The following is a 17,217-nucleotide window of genomic DNA, read 5'->3' as shown; positions in this document are numbered from 1 at the left end:
CACGCAATCCAACTCAAGCGATCGGGGCACGACATGGGCGCGGTCAAACAGAATATCGGTGAATTCAAGGAATTGCTGCACGAACTTCGCTGGGACGATCATCGTTATTACCATCACAGCCTGATCAACCAGAGCCTGCATTTCCTGAGCGCGAGCACCTTCATCTGCGCCTACATCCTGCTCTTCCATGATCCGGCGCTGGCAAGCCTGCTCGGCTGGCTGATCGCGATGACGAGCCGCCAGGCGGGTCATTTCTTCTTCGAGCCCAAGGGCTACGACCACGTCAACCAGGCGACCCACGAATATAAGGAAGACGTGAAGGTCGGCTACAACCTGTTCCGCAAATGGGTGTTCATGTCGATCTGGGCACTTACACCGGTCATGCTCTGGGCCGATCCGACGGCACTGGGCCTGTTCGCGGTGCATAACGGGCCGGTGGAGTTTATCCGCCATCTCGGCCTGCTCTGGCTGGGCCTCGGCGTGGCGGGCCTGGTGTTCCGCACCGTCCAGCTCTTCTTCATCCGCGACGTCGAGACCGGACTCGCCTGGGCGCTGAAGATCGTCACCGACCCGTTCAACGACATCAAGCTCTATCACAAGGCGCCGGTCCGGCTGCTGAAGGGCGAGCGGATCGACGACGAACTCGTCGCCAGCGTGCATTGACCGGTGACGCGCCCCGGCCCCGGCCGCGGCGGACTCCCCAACTGAACCCCGGCCTTCGGGCCGGGGTCCGGTTTCGATGGATCTAGACGGTCTTCCCGTTCCGCCGCGCCGCGAACATCTCCCTGAGGATGCGGCGGCGGATCGTCTTGTCGGTGAGTTCGGGATCGTGGGTCCACCAGTGATCGGCCTGCATGGCCTGAGCGGCGCGAACGACGCGATCGCTGACCTCGGCGAAGTCGGCGTCGGAATGGTTCAGGCTGAAGATCAGCCGGCCGGTGCCAACCCAGGACAAATGCAGCCCCTCGGCACGGAGATAATATTGCAGCATCCAGTTATAGGGCGAGGGGACGGTGAAGCCGACCGTCCAGACGCTGGAAAGATTGGCGACCGCCACCGGCAGCCCCGCGTCGGCCAGCCGCGCGTTGAGCGACGCGGCGCGATTGTTCCAGCGCTCGTCGATCCCGTCGTACAGTGCCCGCACCTCCGCACTTTCGAAGCGGCGCAGGAAGGCGTTCATTGCGCCCATCACATAAGGGTGGCTGTTGAACGTGCCGCGGGCGAAGCAGATGTCGCCCGGCCGGTCGTCGCGGTAGCGCTTCATGAGGGCGTGCGGGCCGCAGATCACACCCACGGGCAAGCCGCCGCCCAGGGTCTTGCCGTAGGTCAGCATGTCGGGCCGCACACCGAAATATTCGGCCGCGCCGCCGGGGGCGAGACGGAAGCCGGTGAAGACCTCGTCGAAGATCAGCACGATGCCGTTCGCGCGGCAGGTGTCGGCGAGACGCCGGAGCCAGTCGGCATAGGCCGTCCGGTCGACGCCCGCCTTGCGGCTCGAATCGACCAGCGCGCTGTCGGCGGGTGCGCCCTTGTTCGGATGCAGCGCCTGCAGCGGGTTCACCAGCACGCAGGCGATGTCCTTGCGGCTCGCCAGCGCGGCCAGCGCCTTGTCCGACATGTCGGCGAGGGTGACGGTGCGGTCGGCGGACACGGGGTTGCCGATCCCCGGCTGCACCTCGCCCCACCAGCCATGATAGGCGCCGGCAAAGCGGACGATGCGCGGCCGTCCGGTGTGATAGCGGGCGAGCCGCACCGCCTGCATCACCGCCTCGGTGCCCGACATGTGGAACGAAACCTCGTCCATGCCGGTGAGGGTCCTGAGCCGCGCGACATTGTCGGCGACGACCGGATGGTAGCTGCCGAGCACCGGGCCGAGGTCCGCAACCAGCTCGGCCGCCTCGGCGATGCAGGCCTTGTAGACGTCGGTGCCGAGCAGGTTGGCGCCGTAGGAGCCGGCGAGATCGTAGAAACGGTTGCCGTCGAGATCGGTCAGCATCACCCCGTCCGACGCGGCCATGAACGCGCCCGTCGGCAGGTGCTGGCGGGCATGGCGGCTGAACTGGAAGGGGACGCGGTAGGCGCCGGTGAACTGGAGGTCGGAGAGGCCCTCGCGCGCGTCCGCGGTCAGCGCCAGCGTCCTGGGGAAGCGTTCGGCGTAGAGGGCAGAGAGGCGCCGGAACCCGGCCTCGCGTGCGGCTGCGACCTCCTCGGCGGGATCATCCGCGCGGAAGAAGCGGTGTTCGTCATAGGCGTAGAAGGGGATCAGCCCCGCGATCCGCTTCGCCATCCGGACATGGCCGGTCAGCGAACGGTGCTTGGCCTGCGAGAGGAGCACGCGGCGCCGCGCGACGCCGAGAGTGAGGAGGGTGGCGGCGCCGGTGACGGCTGCGGTCGCCCAGGTGGTCCGGTTGCTCATGGACGGCAGGGTTACGACAGGGAACGGTACGAAATATGACAGTCCGCGAACGGCTGATGGGCCTCCTGCTGCGCGAGGACGTGAACTTCGCGTTGACCAACAAGCTGCCGCGACGCTCGGCGACCCGGCTGATGGGCAATCTCAGCAAGATCGAGACGCCCTTGGTCAGCAGGCCCTCGATCGCATTGTGGCGCTTCTTCGCCGATCCCGACCTCGAGAATGCCGAGGAGACCCGCTTCCGCAGCCTCCATCACGCCTTCACACGCGGTCTCAGGCCGGGCGCACGGACCTTTGATCCCGATCCGGAAATTCTTTCAAGCCCGTGCGATGCCATTGTCGGCGCCTGCGGCCGGATCGAGGCAGGGCGGCTCTATCAGGTGAAGGGGCGGGACTATGCTCTCGGCGACCTTCTCGATGCCGACGCCGGCACCTTCGCCGACGGCACATTCGCCACTCTGCGCCTCACTGCCGGCATGTATCACCGCTTTCATGCACCGCACGACCTGGTCGTCGACCAGGTCCGCTACATCCCGGGCGATGCCTGGAACGTGAACCGCGCCGCCCTCAACCGGGTCGAACGTCTGTACTGCCGCAACGAGCGCGCCGTGATCGCCACGCACCTTACCGCCACGGGCCATCCGATCCTCCTCGTCCCCGTCGCCGCGATCCTCGTCGCCGGCATCCGCCTCCACTTCGCCGGCGACGGTCGGCTCCTGCGCGAGGGCGGCGCCCGCACGATTCCGGGCGACACTGCCCTTTCAAAGGGCGAGGAAATCGGCTGGTTCGAGCACGGTTCGACGATCATCGTGATTGCGCCGCCTGGCTTCGAACTGGCGGACGGGATCGCCGAAGGCGCCTCTATTCGCGCGGGGCAGGCCCTCATACGGTTCCCCTGAGAGCAAAACCGTCATTCCAGCGAAAGCTGGAATCTCTCTGCCTTTTCGGAGTCGTTTTCAGGAAATGAGATTCCAGCCTTCGCTGGAATGACGAATTGGGAGGTCACGAACAGATCGAACACGTCGCGCTCGTCGATTGAACTGCGGTTACAGGCGGAGATGGATTCCCCGCCGGTGCAGCGGGATCAGCAGCGCCAGCACGACGAGCAGCACCGCCAGCGCATAGAGGAACGAGGCGAGATACGGCGCCCGGAGCACGCCGTCGATTCCCGCGAATGCGGCCGCCTGGAAGCCCAGCCGCATCCCCGCCAGCGCGATCAGCAGCGACACGACATAAGCGAGGATCGCATTCATCCCGAACACATCGAACGGCTGGAATGCGCGGCGCACGATCGCACTGCGGCTCGCGACGATGACGCCGGCGAAGAGCAAGGCCGACAGGCCGGTCGTGAGCAGGACATAGCTGCTGGTCCAGATCTTCTTGTTGATCGGGAACGCAGGCGAGAGTGCGAGGCCGAGCAGGACCAGCGCGACTCCGGTGATGGCGATCCGGGCGATCGCGCGTTCGGGCGCGCGTTGCCAGGCGAGCGCGGCGAGCAGGCCGAACAGCACGTTGGCGGTGGCGGGAAGGGTGGAGAGCAACCCCTCGGGATCGTAGACGACATGGCCCGCGGCGTCTGTGCCGGACTGCCACATATGATTTGTGCCGACGGTGACGCGATCGACCCAACCGGCGAAATTGCCTTCGGGCGTGAAATCGCCGCCGAGCGCCATCGCCGCCCAATAGCCGAGCAGCAGGACGAGGATGACGACGACAATCGCCGACGGGTTGAGGCGCGCCTTGCCGTCCGGTGCGCGGCGCGCGGTGAGGATCGCGATCGTGGCGGCGAGCCCGAAGCAGAGGCCGAGGCGCGGCAGCACGCCGAAGACGCGGAACGTCTCGATGCCCGGCCGTGCCAGCATCTGCCACGCCCAGCCGATCGCGATCAGGGCGAAGACCCGCCAGGCGACGCGTCGCCAGAGCTGCGCGTCGATGACGCGCGGGAAGGACAGGCCGAGCGCGACGCCCATCGCGCAGAGGAAGGCGGGGAAGACGAGGTCGGTCGGCGTGAAGCGGTGCCATTCGGCATGGCCGAGCGGCCACCAGACATGGTCCCACGATCCCGGCGTGTTGACGACGATCATCGCGGCGACGGTGATCCCGCGAAAGCTGTCGAGCGCGGCGAGGCGGGGGCGGGGTTGGGCTTGCATCGCGCCCATCCTAGGCACGATTGTCGTCGTTCGTCATCCCGGCCCCTGGGTGCCGGCGATCAGGCGCCGTGCGGTACTCCGAACAGGTCATGCTCGTCGGCGTCTTCGATCGTGACCTTCACGATGTCGCCCTGGGCGAGATGGCCGGCGTCGCGCAGGTGGACCTCGCCGTCGATCTCGGGCGCGTCGGCCTCCGACCGGCCGGTGGCGCCGCCCTCCTCGTCGACCGAGTCGATGATGACGTCGAGGGTGCGGCCGATCTTCGCCTGAAGCTTCGCGGCGGAGATGGCGGCGCTCTTCGCCATGAAGCGGGCGTAGCGCTCTTCCTTGACCTCTTCCGATACCGCGCCGGGCAGGCTGTTCGCCGCCGCGCCCTTGACCGGCTCGAAGCGGAAGGCGCCGACGCGGTCGAGCTGCGCCTCGTCGAGCCACTCCAGCAGATACTCGAAATCGGCGTCCGTCTCGCCGGGGAAGCCCACGATGAAGGTCGAGCGGATCGCGATGTCCGGGCAGATCTCGCGCCAGCCGTGGATGCGCTCCAGCACCTTGGCCTCGTTGGCCGGGCGGCGCATCGCCTTCAGGACGCTGCGCGAGGCATGCTGGAACGGAATGTCGAGATAGGGGAGGACCAGCCCCTCCGCCATCAGCGGGATGACCTGGTCGACGTGAGGGTAGGGGTAGACATAGTGGAGCCGCACCCAGGGCGCGATCCGCCCGAGCTCGTGGGTAAGATCGGTCATGTGCGGGACGATCTCGCGCCCCTGCCACATCCGCGGCTCCTTGCGGATGTCGACCCCGTAGGCCGAGGTGTCCTGGCTGATGACCAGCAGTTCCTTCGTGCCGGCCGCGACCAGCTTCTCCGCCTCGCGCAGGATCGCGTCCGGGCGGCGGCTGACGAGATCGCCGCGCAGGCTCGGGATGATGCAGAAGGCGCAGCGGTGATTGCAGCCTTCGGAAATCTTCAGATAGGAATAGTGCCGCGGCGTCAGCTTCAGGCCCGCGTCCGGCATGAGGTTCAGATAGGCACTCGGCGGCATCGGCGCGGCGACATGGACGGCGCCGACCACCTCCTCATATTGGTGCGCGCCGGTGACCGCGAGCACGTTCGGGAAACGCTCCCGGATGATCTCGGCTTCCTTGCCGAAGCAGCCTGTGACGATGACCCGGCCATTTTCCGCGATCGCCTCGCCGATCGCCTCCAGGCTCTCTTCCTTGGCGGAATCGAGGAAGCCGCAGGTGTTGACCAGCACCACGTCCGCGCCGGCATAGTCCGGGGACATGGCGTAGCCGTCCGAGCGGAGCTTGGTCAGGATGCGCTCGGAATCGACGAGGTTCTTCGGACAGCCGAGCGAAACCATGCCGACCTTGGGCGGGGCGGGGAGTTCGAGTTCCATGGGAGCGCGCCACATAGTGGCTTCGCGCCGATTTTCCTAGAGCATCTTCCTACGACCCTGCGCCCTCCACGCGCGCGTCGGCGGCGGACGTGGCCTTGGCCGCAGCCGCAGCCGCAGCGAGGGCGCGGCGCTTGATCAGGATGACGACGGTGACGATCGCAGAGGGAATGACGAGCGCGATCACGCCGATGATCAGCCAGAAGACGTCGTCCAGCCCGCCGCGCGAGCCGGACAGCCGGCCGATCGAGCTCGACAGGAACCAGATCGACATCGCCCACATCAGCACTGAGACATAGATGGCGAGCCGCTGGTCGAGCACGATGCCGGAACCGACATCGGCGCTCATGAGCGGCAGCCCGCCCCGCCGCTGGGCGAGGCTCTCGCGCATCGCGGCGAGCTCGCCATCGGCATCGCTGCGCGCCCGTTCCGCCTCGTCGCGCTCGCGCCGCGCTCTGGCGAGGTCGCGGGCGGCGGTGGCGAGCTCGCCGGATTGCGCCCGCGAGGCCTCGACATGGTCGGCGAGTTCGGCCTCGGCGGCCGCCCGACGGGCGCGTTCGGCGGCCAGCTCGGCGCGCAGGCCCGGCACCGCGCCCTCCACCATCCGCTCGACCGCCATGTCGACCAGCGGATCGGCCGGATGGCGCTCGATCCAGCGCCGCCACGCCTCCGGCGGGGCCGGGGGATCGGCGGCCAGCCTGGCGAACTCGGCCAGGCCTGGACGACCGACCAGCTCTCCGATCCGTCGTACCAGGCCCGGCCAGACCGGATCGGCCTCGACCAGGCCCTCGGCGGCGAGCAGCTCCGTCTGGACCGAGCGGAACTCGAGCGGCAGCTCGCACGGCTCGAGGAAGGCGGCGGCGAGCTTGCCGGCCTCGCGCCCGACCCGCGCCTCGGCCCGCACCCAGTCGGAGGCGGCGGAGGTCTGCGACCACAGCACCAGCACCACCTTTGACTCCGCGATCTGGTGCTCGATCTCTCGGTCGAAGACATGGCCCGGCGCGATCCCGGCGTCGAACCACACGTCGATCCGGAGCGCCGCCAGCGCGTCGCGGATCAGGGTGCAGCGCGGCCGGTCGCTGCGCGCATAGCTGATGAACACATCCGCCACTTCGCCCACCCTCCGTTCGTCGCGAATCCCGCTGCAACGCACGATCCACGCCGCAGGTCCCTTGCGCGTTCAGCCGGACAGGACGGCCTCGCGCGACAGGCCGAACTGTTCCAGCCGATAGCGATGGCCCTCATGGCCGCGTGCGCCCGCGACATATCCGGCCATGCGCCGGCGCAACCGATCGTCGAGCGGCTTGCCGAGGAAGTCGTAAATGCGGGTGACCTCGCTCTCCCAGTCGGCATCCATCGCCTCGCATTGCACCTCGATCTGCGGCACGTCCGGCCGGGCCCGGCGCGCCGCCAGCGCCCGTTCCCGGCGCAGGCGCGTCTTGCGCAGCCATTCGCGGCCGACCCAGGCGCGGTCGGTGGTGTCGGACTGGATGCGCATCTGGTGCCAGACCAGCGAGGCGGAGGAGCCGACCACCCGCTCCAGGTCGCGGTCGAGACAGATCAGCCGCGCGTCGGGAAAGGCATCGAGGAAGGCGGGCAGGTCCTGCAGGAATTGTGGCGCCTTCAGCAGCCATGGCCGGTCGACGGGCGCGCCGCGCGCCCAGCTTATGGTCTGGAGGAGGGCGCGGAATTCGCGATAGAGCCAGCCGGTGTCGGCCGCCTCCCACCAGGCCGCGAAGCTCGGCACCCGCCACTGCGCCTCGAACTGGGCGCTGCCGAAAGACAGGCTGAACAACCCGAATTCCTCGTCCGGCTGGCGGGCCCTCATCGGGTGGATAGCGGGGATGGCCGGGTTGAACAGGCGCAGTGCCGCAAGGCTTGCGCAGGTCTTGAGTACCCGGCCCCGCGTCGGCACCGGATGGAGAGATTCGAACAACCGCGTATGCGCGAAGCGGTCGTCGCAGGCGAGCAGCCGCTGCAGCCGGGTCGTGCCCGAGCGCATCGGGCCGAGGATCACGACCGGGGCGGGGATCGGCCGCGTCAGGATTTCGGGATGTTGCTGCCACAGCTCCTGCGCGCGAATCCGCGCCTTGAGCGCGCCGACGACCTGCCCGTGCGCCATGGCGAGGCCGAGCGGATTGAGGTCCGCTTCCTCGCGCAGTGACTGGACGAGCAGGCGATAGGGGGTGCGCCACTCCTGCACCGGTCCGAAGCTATCACGCGCCCGCTTGCCAAGCGCGGCGGCCTCGAAGGCGAGAGGGTCAAGGATCGGTCGCGGCAGCAGGCCGGCGCGCCACGCAGCCTCCAGCCCGCGGCTTGCAAGGGCCGCGGCGCGCGAGGGCGGGCCGTCCACTTCCAGCTCCATCGACTCAGCGTGTGCCGCCGTCATCGAAACCCCTTTGCCGGGAAGGCCTATCACGCTCGCGGACGACAGCGAAGACATGGGAGAACTCGGCTCCCGCAGCCTGACGCGCCGGATTGCCTGCCGGTCGAATTCGGGCCGCGATCTCGACCTATTCTATCGGTTCTGGCCGTTCAGGTCCAAACGGCGTACCACCGGCAGCCTTCATCTCAAGTCGTGCCGACCGGCTTCAGGAAGGCGCCATGCACGAAACCATCGGCCCTGCCATCGCCTTGCAGATCCACCATGAACCAATCGCCATGGCGGGTGAGAATCCCGACCTCCATTCCAAAGGCCAGGTCGCCCCTTTCCGGAAACTCCGCGCCGGGGCCGCTTCGAACCAGTAGGCCGTTGCGGGCAATGACGCTGTGCCGGCCGAGCCCCGGAACGCCGGATGTCGCGCTTTGCAGCGGATCGGGCCCCGGCCGTTCGCCGAGGGGGGAAATCTGGAAATGTGCAAAGATTTCGTCGGCGGGGCAGGAATAAGCCACCCGGCCTTCGTTGCCACCCACATGAAGGGCGACCATTGTCCCGGTCGGGCGACCGTCCGGGCCGGCCAGCATCCAGCACGATCCCGAATCTCCAGTCAGGGAAATAGGGCCGTCGTTCGGCTGCGCGCTGTCGGGCTCGATAACCCAAACCAGCATCTTGTGGCGAAGCGGCAGGCTGCTGAAGTTGAACGAAACGCTTTGCATGCGTGACACGACGCCCTTGGTGAGGCGCGTCGACTTCCCGGACTTCACCACGCGCATGCCGGCTTTGGGCCGCATGACGCCTTCGACCGCGATTCCTAGCCCGGCCAGCCGCGGGTCGATCTGGCGGTGCCGGATCGTGGCAATGGCTGCATCCAGCCGCGAGTTGAGAACGGCATCCTGGACGCGACCGAGAACGTCACGCTCAGCCGTTCCACCATCACCGGGACCCGGCTGAAGCGCGACCGGATCTTGCGCGTTGTTATGCAGGACATGCCAGTTTGACAGGACGACAGGCTGCGCGGTCGGATTGTGCCAAAGGACGGCGCCGAGCGTTCCCGTCTCGTCACGGTTGCCGACGCTGATGCCACCGCAGATGGGGTCCAGTCTGGAGGTCCGAGACGCCGCAGCCTCCTCCGGTTGCGGCCATGACTCGACGACATCCGTGGGCAGAACATGACCGGCGATTTCAATCGTTCCGGGGATCGGTCGGCTGCCGGCCCGCACGATCTCGGCGCGGGCGTCCAGCTTGGCGATGACATCGAAGCGCACGGCGAGCTGATCCGACGGCATTCCGTCCTGCTGCTTCTGCGCGATGGAAACGCCGACGATATTCGGAATGTCGAGCCACCGGAACGCCTCGCCGGCAAGGAAATCGGTGATCGCATCTTCGCCTGGCGCTGCACCACGCTTTCTGCGCGATCTCTTGGGCTTCGTGTCCCTCGGGTGCGTCCGAGCCGTCAATTCGCCCGCTCGCTATCTGATTTGATCAGGGCACGCGGCGACACGGTCGAGGCTCTGCGAATAGGAAGGCATGCCCGAACTTAGACGGGCCGTCAGGGTGATGAGGCCGCTCGTCTTGGTCACGATCCTTTGGATCACGGATGCGACGTCCATCGGATTTGCGCCTTGCGGAGTGCCGACATCAGGCGCCTTGGCCGGCGCCATCGCGTCCCTCAGCGTCGCAAAGTCGACGGCCGGCCGGACGCGGCCGCGTGAAGCGACTCTCACGGAAATCGACGCAACGGCATTGCGGAACACGGTCGGACTGCCGCGATAGGCAGCCTGCTCGACCAAGGCGGCGGTTTCCGCCGTGCGAGCCGCAGTGATCGCCTGATCGGCCATCGCCCGGGCCAGCCTCAGCGCTTCGGCCTGCGAGGCCGAGTTGGTCGGTTCCGTCCAGCGCTCCTGCAAGACATCGGCGATCTGATTGGCGATGTCCTGAAGAAGATCGTCCAGTTCCGAATAGCGCGTCTGGGCATCGGTGCCGGCGAAATTCGATCCTTCGGCGAGGACGCATGTCAAAGCACCGTGCCCGGCAATATAAGCATCCGTAAGGCCCGTGCCGTTCAATTGATCGCGCCCGGCCGTATAGGCGCCGGCAAAGACACCGAAACGCGCAGCGTCGGTGGGATCGGCGTTGCTGTCGAGAAGAATGAGAGCGGCGATGGCGGCCGCGCCGATAATGGGCAATTGACTGAGATCCCGAACCTGGGCGGATTCAAGATAGCCTTCCTCATAGAGGCTCTGGAGCTCCGATGCCGCCGTCAGGGTCCTGTCGATTTCGGTTTGATTGGCTTCATCAGCAGGCGGAACGGGCGGAATCGACACCAGAGGTGGATAGGAAGAAGAAGCGCAGGCAGATGTCAATAAGGCCGATACGGCCAAGAGAATCGTGCCAAGCCGCATGCGAGTCGCCTCCCCCCTTATCTTTGCAGTTTATCGGAGATTCCTGTGGCGACAACAGTTTTCTGAGAGGGTTCGAAGTGCAAATTCAGCTTGCGGCTCAATCAATCAAAAGGAAATTACTCTAATTCTTGCGGCTCAAGGTTCGCATCGCATCGTCCAGTCCTTCCAGAGTCAATGGATACATTCGGTTCTGCATGAGCTGGCGGACGACCTGGATCGAGCTGGTGTAGCCCCAATATTGCTCGGCGACCGGATTGAGCCACACCGCGGCCGGATAGGTGTTGGTCATCCGCTGCAGCCAGGTGGCGCCGGCCTCCTCGTTGAAATGCTCGACCGAGCCGCCGGGATGGGTGATCTCGTAGGGGCTCATCGAGGCGTCGCCGACAAAGACCAATTTGTAGTCGTGGCCATATTTGTGGAGCACCTCCCAGGTAGGCGTGCGCTCGTTGAAGCGGCGGCGATTGTCCTTCCACACCGCTTCGTAAGGGCAGTTGTGGAAGTAGAAGAATTCCAGATTCTTGAACTCGCTCGTCGCCGCGCTGAACAGCTCCTCGCACAGCTCGATGTGCGGGTCCATCGAGCCGCCGACATCGAGGAAGAGCAGCAGCTTCACCGCATTGTGCCGCTCCGGCCGCATGTGGATGTCGAGCCAGCCGCGCCGCGCGGTGCCGCTGATCGTCTCGTCGAGGTCCAGCTCCTCCGCCGCGCCTTCGCGGGCGAAGCGGCGCAGGCGCCGCAGCGCCACCTTGATGTTGCGGGTGCCGAGCTCGACCTGGCTGTCCAGATTCCTGAACTCGCGCTTGTCCCACACCTTGAGCGCGCGCTTGTGGACGCTTTCGCCGCCGATCCGGACGCCTTCGGGATTGTAGCCCGAATTGCCGAACGGTGACGTGCCGCCGGTGCCGATCCATTTGGAGCCGCCCTGATGGCGTTCCTTCTGCTCCTCGAGCCGTTTCTTCAGCGTCTCCATGACTTCGTCCCAGGAGCCCAGCGACTTGATCTCGGCCATCTGCTCCGGGGTCAGATAGAGCTCGGCGACCTTGCGCAGCCACTCCTCCGGGATCGGGGCCTCCTCGGTGCCGTACGTCGTCTCCAGCCCTTTGAAGACCTTGCCGAACACCTGGTCGAACCGGTCGAGCAGCCCCTCGTCCTTCACGAAGGTCGCGCGGGCGAGATAGTAGAATTCCTCCGGCCGCGCCGCGATCACCTCGGCATCGAGCGCTTCCAGGAGCACGAGATGCTCCTTCAGAGAGGCGGGAATCCCGGCGGCGCGCAGCTCGTCGACGAAGGAGAAGAACATGGCGGGGTGTGTAGGTCATCCCACACCCTTCGTCACCCCGGCGAAGGCCGGTGTCTCGTGGAGACACGTCGTGACTTCTTGTTCCGGGATGCCGGGCTGCGCGGGATGACGAGCTACAGGATCGTCTCCCAGAGATCGTTCCAGCTGGCATTTGTCTCCTCGATCCGATGCACCTTCAGCCTCGTTGCCATCCGACGCGAGTGATGAGGTCAGCGCAGACCCCGATATCGAGGACGCCATTCGGCTTGTTGGTCTGATGTAGACCCAGCCACCTCTCATGGCCACAGAATGGCGAAGGATCAGTTCAGGCGCCAGCGACTTCTCGACCCGAGATCCCGGCCTTCGCCGGGATGACGAGCGACTTGTCCCATAGTTAACGTCCTTTCAACCTCTTCGGCTTAGCGGGGGAATTCGCGGGCAAAAAGCAGGGGCGACAGGAGTGGCGAGTTCGGCGGTGGAGCGGACGGACGGCGAGGCGATTGCGGAGGTTGCGCGCAATTGCGGCAGCCTGGCGATCGAATGCAGCGATGTCGCGGGCTATGTCTCCGGCGTCAACGACCGAATCTCGACCAACCTTCGCATGCTCGACGGCCTCGAAGAGGTGTTCACCCGCCTCCTCACCGATCAGGCGACCGTCGCCGATTCGACCGACGAGGCGCGGGTGCTTGCCGAACAGGCGCGTGACAAGCTCGACGAAGGCCGCACTGCGATCGAGGACACGATCCGGGTCTTTTCGGGCCTGACCGATCTCGTCGTCCAGTTGGGCGACCGGATGGCCGGATTCGCCGAGGCGATGAGCCGGGTGCGCACCGTCTCCTCGGCGATCGAGACGATCGCCAACAAAACCAACATGCTCGCGCTCAACGCCACGATCGAGGCGGCGCGGGCCGGCGAGGCCGGGCGCTCGTTCGCGGTCGTCGCCGCCGAGGTGAAGAAGCTCGCCCACGACACCCGCGCCGCGACCAGCGAGATCGCCGGCACGATCGCGTCGCTGACCCGCGAGGCGGAGGCGGTGACCAGCGAGATCAAGAACGGGGTCGAGAAGAGCCGGGTCGCGCAGGGCTCGTTCTCGAAGATCAACGACACGGTGCGCGACGTCGCCGACATCGTCGCCCTGGTCGACCGCCAGACCGACGGCATCGCCCAGTCGACCGCCCATATCCAGGCCAGCGTCGACAGCGTGAAGAGCGGCCTTTCCCTCTTCGCCGAGGATGCGCGCGCCAATGGCGGGCAGCTCCGTCAGACCCGCGAGCGGCTGAGCCGGCTCGAGCTCCTCTCCAACGACATGCTCGACCTGCTCGCCTCGTCGGGCGTCCGGATCGACGACACGCCGTTCATCGAGTTCGCCCAGAAGGGGATGCGCGAGATCCAGTCCGTGGTCGAGCGTGCCGTCCGCAAGGGCGAGATCGGCATCGAGGACGTGTTCGACACCGATTATGTGCCGATGCTCGGCACCAACCCGCTCCAGCATGAGACCCGCTTCTGCGAGTTCGCCGATGCCTGGGTCCGACCGATCCTCGACCGGCTGATGACCGAGGAGCCGCGGCTGATCGCGACCGCGATCACCGACATCAACGGGTATCTGCCGACCCATCTTTCCGAGCGTTCGCAGCCGCAGCGGCCCGACGATCCGGAGTGGAACGCCGAGCATTGCCGCAACCGCCGCAACTTCATCGACGACGTCACCCGCCGCGCCATCGCCAGCGACAAGGAGGCGATGCTCGCCACCTACGGCATGGAGCTTGGCGGCGGGCGCTATCTCGCGGTTAAGAACGTGTTCGTGCCGCTCTATCTCGGCGGTCGGCGCTGGGGCAATTTCGAGCTCGCCTATCGCGACGAGACGGGGCACTGAGCCCTACTCCCGCGGCTGGGTGTCTCCAACGGAAATCTCGACAAGGCCCGGTGACCGTCCGATCAGGACCGGGGCAGCTGCATTGAGGGCAGTCATCAGGTCGGGCAGATCGTCATAGACTTCCGCGACCCGGGTCGAGCGGGCAGTGCTGGCGAATGTCGCTGCACCCTGGCCGGCCGGCGCCAGGCCGCGGCCGGACACGGCCATGCCCGAATCGCCCACCAACGCCACCCAGGCGGAGCCGTCCCGTCGCCGGTAGGCCGAGCCGAGCCGGCTCGGAAGCCCGGTCGTCTCCCGGCACCACGCATCCGGTTCGGCGGCGAGCCCACCGAACCCGCGGGCTTCGGCAAACTCCGTCATGCCGGTTGCCATGGCCCCGGCGAGAACGGCGTCCCGATCGCCGCTCGCGGGAACTCCGCTTAGCGACACATCGTCGGTGCACAGCGCCGGCAATTGCAGCGGGTGCGGCGCGGCCCGCGCGGCAGGCAGACGCAGTGCGTCCAGCAGCGTGTCCATCCGCGCCGAGATTCCCGCGCGATCGAGGCCGGATGAGGTGACCCGCACCTTGACGATCCATTCGTCCAGCTGCGCGAGCGCGACAGCGGTCGTGCGGAAGGGGCCGCCGGCCGGCAGCTCGATCTCCTCGCGCATCCCGTTTGGCGCGGTGCCGCTGCGCAGGGTGAACGAGCGCGGGACGGCTTCGGCGCCACCGGAACCGACATTCGTGTTCATCGCGAGCCGCGTCCGCTCGAACCACAGGGCCGGGTTCGGATAGGCGGAGCGGTAGATATAGAGCGTCGCCGGCTCCTGGTCGGTGCCGAACTGGATCATGACGTCATAACCGGCGCCGCCGGAGAGGTCGCGCGGCTCGCTACGCCGCATCCCGCCGATCGCGCCCGGTATGGTGATTCCGCTCTGCGCGTGCTGCCAGTCGTCCTGCGCCAAGGCCGGCCCGGCTAGGACCAGCAGCGCCGCCGTCGTCACGATCCGGAACATGAGCCCCCTTATCAGGAGGCGTTTCCCCGTCAGCCCCCCGGACGCCGGCTCATGAAGGCGAGCCGCTCGAACAGCATGACATCCTGCTCGTTCTTGAGCAACGCCCCGTGCAGCGGCGGAATCGCCTTGGTCGGATCGCGCGACTGGAGCACCTCCAGCGGCAGGTCCTCGTGGAGCAGCAGCTTCAGCCAGTCGATCAGCTCGCTCGTGCTCGGCTTCTTCTTGAGCCCCGGCACCTCGCGGACCGCGAAGAAGATGTCCATCGCCTTCTGGACGAGGATCGTCTGGATGCCCGGGAAATGGACGTCGATGATCGCCTGCATCGTCTCGCGGTCGGGAAATTTGATGTAGTGGAAAAAACAGCGGCGCAGGAAGGCGTCGGGCAGTTCCTTCTCGTTGTTGGACGTGATGACGACGATCGGGCGTTCCCGGGCCGCGATCGTCTCGTGCGTCTCGTAGACGTCGAAGCTCATGCGATCCAATTCCTGGAGGAGATCGTTCGGGAATTCGATGTCGGCCTTGTCGATCTCGTCGATCAGCAGCACCGGCAGCCGCTCCGAGGTGAACGCCTCCCAGAGCTTGCCCTTCTTGATATAGTTGCGGATGTCGTGGACCCGCGCGTCACCCAGTTGCCCGTCGCGCAGCCGCGCCACCGCGTCATATTCGTAGAGGCCCTGATGCGCCTTGGTGGTCGACTTGACATGCCATTCGATCAGCGGCGCATCGAGTGCGGCGGCAATCTCGTGCGCGAGCACCGTCTTGCCTGTCCCCGGCTCGCCCTTGATCAGGAGCGGCCGGCGTAGCCGCACCGCGGCATTGACCGCGATCTTGAGGTCATCGGTGGCGACATAGGAAGAGGTGCCTTCGAAGCGCATGCCTGCGTGCCTTTACGCGAACGTCAACGTCGCTCCGGCTTAAGCATGCGGGAGGAGGCGGCGCAACCCGCCGCGACTCCGGTCAACCGTCGCGGCGCGCCTGCTGGCGGGCCTCGAGCAGGTCCCAGAGGCCACGGTGCTGGAGGGCGAATTGCTGGGCGCCGAACAGCATGGCGCGCGAAACGGCCGGCGGCTCGCCGGCGTCGTCGGCGATGACGAGCAGCGCCTCGGGTGTGCCGAGTTCCTGCGCCGGAGCATCGAGGCCGAGGCGGCGGGCGGTCTTGTCGAGCAGGCCGCGGATCGGGGTCCAGTCGGCGGCGAAGGCGATCGCCGCGCCGAGCGCGCAGCCGCGCCGGTCGGATTGGGACAGGGTGGAAAGGGCGTTGCGCTGGCCGATCACCGCAGTCTCGCTGGTCGCCCCGCCGGGCGTGCCCGGCGCCGGCCCCGCCGCGACGGCCAGCCGGGTCAGATAGTGCCGCTCCACCGCCATTGCTTCGCCCGCCTCGGCGAGCCAGGCGCGCGCCGCCGGCTCGATCGAGCGCAGGGCGGCGAACTCGACGACGCCGGGCAGCCGCCCGTGCAGCGCGCACAGGAAATGGATCGCGTCGGCGAGGTTGCGCGCCGAGTCGGGGCCGGAGAGCAAAGCCTCGCTGGCGAAATAGGGATGGGCGGCGCTGCCATGTTCGGCGACGCAGGCGAACAGCAACGCTCCGGTTCGCGCCCCATTTGCCTTCTCAACCGAAACCGAAGCCATTCCAGCCCTCCTGGCGCCGCACGATGGCGGCCTTGAAGGACCGGTCTAGCCCAGTCGCCGTAAAGAGGAGGTTTACGCCGACGAAACGGGCGCGGGCTGGGCAGACCCGCGCCCCGGGGGAAGGCGGATGAACCGTTCAGGCGGCGAGCGGCATCGGCTCGCGCTCGGTTGCCGGCTGCGCTTCGACCGGGCTTGCGGCCTCCACCTCCGTCGGCACTTCGGTCACGGGGAGGCGCGGATTGGGGACAAGGAGCCGGGTGGCCAGGACCAGCACGCCGCCCGCGGCATAGGCGCCGATCGCCGCGACCGGATTGAAGAAGGCCAGCACCGGCAGGGCAACGCGCAGCCAGTTGGGATTGAAGCCGAGATCCTCGCCCAATCCCTGGCAGACGCCGAAGAAGGTGTCGTCGCGGGTGAAGAGGTTGCCCTGGGTCTGCATCATCTGGTCCTTTGGTTCAAAACACTCGATGCCGTTCCCTGAGCACAGGCCGTGCCAGAATCATGAAATATATTTATATCAACTAGTTAGAATATAATTGGCTGGAGTGTGGAGCCGTGCAACCCAGCAGTGGGTCCCAAGAATTGGGAAAATGCGCCAACTGGAGCGGTTCCGAAAACCGGGTCGTGTGCGATAGCGGACAGCCCCGGCCCGGGCATGTACGAAATTGAACTCGGTCGCGACGCGACACGCATGCCTTGGAGCA

At 66.7% G+C, this 17,217-nt stretch carries 15 protein-coding genes; 3 read left to right on the top strand and 12 right to left on the bottom strand.

The features are described from left to right. The first annotated feature begins 33 nt into the window (after positions 1-33). On the top strand, positions 34-663 hold the full coding sequence (locus RCO27_RS04720) for a hypothetical protein (protein ID WP_309001479.1): 630 nt from the start codon (positions 34-36) through the stop codon (positions 661-663). Between the two features lie 82 nt (positions 664-745). Here the strand turns inward: RCO27_RS04720 and RCO27_RS04715 are convergent, their stop codons facing one another. Next, positions 746-2,416, bottom strand: coding sequence for an aminotransferase class III-fold pyridoxal phosphate-dependent enzyme (locus tag RCO27_RS04715; protein ID WP_309001478.1), 1,671 nt, complete (start codon positions 2,414-2,416; stop codon positions 746-748). 35 nt (positions 2,417-2,451) lie between these two features. On the opposite strand from RCO27_RS04715, the gene asd reads away from it, so the two are divergent. Continuing rightward, entirely contained in the window at positions 2,452-3,312 is an 861-nt protein-coding gene (gene asd, locus RCO27_RS04710; protein WP_309001477.1) for an archaetidylserine decarboxylase, read from the top strand. Positions 3,313-3,459: 147 nt separating this feature from the next. On the opposite strand, the gene RCO27_RS04705 is transcribed toward asd, so the two are convergent. From RCO27_RS04705 to RCO27_RS04675, 7 genes are all read right to left on the bottom strand, one after another. Then, positions 3,460-4,563: a hypothetical protein gene (locus RCO27_RS04705; protein WP_309001476.1), complete on the bottom strand. Its 1,104-nt coding sequence runs from the start codon at positions 4,561-4,563 to the stop codon at positions 3,460-3,462. Positions 4,564-4,622: 59 nt separating this feature from the next. Beyond that, positions 4,623-5,957: a 30S ribosomal protein S12 methylthiotransferase RimO gene (rimO, locus tag RCO27_RS04700; RefSeq protein WP_309001475.1), complete on the bottom strand. Its 1,335-nt coding sequence runs from the start codon at positions 5,955-5,957 to the stop codon at positions 4,623-4,625. A 49-nt stretch (positions 5,958-6,006) separates the two neighbouring features. Then, on the bottom strand, positions 6,007-7,065 hold the full coding sequence (locus RCO27_RS04695; RefSeq protein WP_309001474.1) for a toll/interleukin-1 receptor domain-containing protein: 1,059 nt from the start codon (positions 7,063-7,065) through the stop codon (positions 6,007-6,009). Between the two features lie 69 nt (positions 7,066-7,134). Further along, on the bottom strand, positions 7,135-8,343 hold the full coding sequence (locus RCO27_RS04690) for a sulfotransferase (protein ID WP_309001473.1): 1,209 nt from the start codon (positions 8,341-8,343) through the stop codon (positions 7,135-7,137). Between the two features lie 182 nt (positions 8,344-8,525). Beyond that, positions 8,526-9,791: an SH3 domain-containing protein gene (locus RCO27_RS04685; RefSeq protein WP_309001472.1), complete on the bottom strand. Its 1,266-nt coding sequence runs from the start codon at positions 9,789-9,791 to the stop codon at positions 8,526-8,528. 12 nt (positions 9,792-9,803) lie between these two features. Further along, on the bottom strand, positions 9,804-10,736 hold the full coding sequence (locus RCO27_RS04680; protein WP_309001471.1) for a hypothetical protein: 933 nt from the start codon (positions 10,734-10,736) through the stop codon (positions 9,804-9,806). Positions 10,737-10,857: 121 nt separating this feature from the next. Continuing rightward, on the bottom strand, positions 10,858-12,036 hold the full coding sequence (locus RCO27_RS04675) for a VWA domain-containing protein (protein WP_309001470.1): 1,179 nt from the start codon (positions 12,034-12,036) through the stop codon (positions 10,858-10,860). Positions 12,037-12,475: 439 nt separating this feature from the next. On the opposite strand from RCO27_RS04675, the gene RCO27_RS04670 reads away from it, so the two are divergent. Further along, on the top strand, positions 12,476-13,888 hold the full coding sequence (locus RCO27_RS04670; RefSeq protein WP_309001469.1) for a methyl-accepting chemotaxis protein: 1,413 nt from the start codon (positions 12,476-12,478) through the stop codon (positions 13,886-13,888). A 3-nt stretch (positions 13,889-13,891) separates the two neighbouring features. Here the strand turns inward: RCO27_RS04670 and RCO27_RS04665 are convergent, their stop codons facing one another. From RCO27_RS04665 to RCO27_RS04650, 4 genes are all read right to left on the bottom strand, one after another. Further along, positions 13,892-14,884, bottom strand: a complete 993-nt coding sequence (locus tag RCO27_RS04665; protein WP_309001468.1) for a hypothetical protein — start codon at positions 14,882-14,884, stop codon at positions 13,892-13,894. 29 nt (positions 14,885-14,913) lie between these two features. Beyond that, a complete protein-coding gene (locus RCO27_RS04660; RefSeq protein ID WP_309001467.1) occupies positions 14,914-15,759 on the bottom strand; it encodes a MoxR family ATPase in 846 nt (281 codons plus the stop codon). Positions 15,760-15,841: 82 nt separating this feature from the next. Further along, entirely contained in the window at positions 15,842-16,513 is a 672-nt protein-coding gene (locus tag RCO27_RS04655) for a DUF6975 family protein (RefSeq protein WP_309001466.1), read from the bottom strand. A gap of 136 nt (positions 16,514-16,649) precedes the next feature. Continuing rightward, a complete protein-coding gene (locus tag RCO27_RS04650) occupies positions 16,650-16,955 on the bottom strand; it encodes a PspC domain-containing protein (protein WP_309001465.1) in 306 nt (101 codons plus the stop codon). Positions 16,956-17,217: the final 262 nt, after the last annotated feature.

Origin of the sequence: Sphingosinicella sp. LHD-64 (genome assembly GCF_031157375.1) — a bacterium.
Classification (GTDB): Bacteria; Pseudomonadota; Alphaproteobacteria; order Sphingomonadales; family Sphingomonadaceae; genus Allosphingosinicella.
This window is presented reverse-complemented; position numbering and strand designations above follow the sequence as displayed.

Coding starts and splice junctions, on each gene's coding strand:
- RCO27_RS04715 (WP_309001478.1), bottom strand. CDS start 2,416: ATGAGCAACCGGACCACCTGGGCGACCGCAGCCGTCACCGGCGCCGCC.
- RCO27_RS04650 (WP_309001465.1), bottom strand. CDS start 16,955: ATGATGCAGACCCAGGGCAACCTCTTCACCCGCGACGACACCTTCTTC.
- RCO27_RS04690 (WP_309001473.1), bottom strand. CDS start 8,343: ATGACGGCGGCACACGCTGAGTCGATGGAGCTGGAAGTGGACGGCCCG.
- RCO27_RS04675 (WP_309001470.1), bottom strand. CDS start 12,036: ATGTTCTTCTCCTTCGTCGACGAGCTGCGCGCCGCCGGGATTCCCGCC.
- RCO27_RS04655 (WP_309001466.1), bottom strand. CDS start 16,513: ATGGCTTCGGTTTCGGTTGAGAAGGCAAATGGGGCGCGAACCGGAGCG.
- rimO (WP_309001475.1), bottom strand. CDS start 5,957: ATGGAACTCGAACTCCCCGCCCCGCCCAAGGTCGGCATGGTTTCGCTC.
- RCO27_RS04660 (WP_309001467.1), bottom strand. CDS start 15,759: ATGCGCTTCGAAGGCACCTCTTCCTATGTCGCCACCGATGACCTCAAG.
- RCO27_RS04680 (WP_309001471.1), bottom strand. CDS start 10,736: ATGCGGCTTGGCACGATTCTCTTGGCCGTATCGGCCTTATTGACATCT.
- RCO27_RS04665 (WP_309001468.1), bottom strand. CDS start 14,884: ATGTTCCGGATCGTGACGACGGCGGCGCTGCTGGTCCTAGCCGGGCCG.
- asd (WP_309001477.1), top strand. CDS start 2,452: ATGACAGTCCGCGAACGGCTGATGGGCCTCCTGCTGCGCGAGGACGTG.
- RCO27_RS04705 (WP_309001476.1), bottom strand. CDS start 4,563: ATGCAAGCCCAACCCCGCCCCCGCCTCGCCGCGCTCGACAGCTTTCGC.
- RCO27_RS04720 (WP_309001479.1), top strand. CDS start 34: ATGGGCGCGGTCAAACAGAATATCGGTGAATTCAAGGAATTGCTGCAC.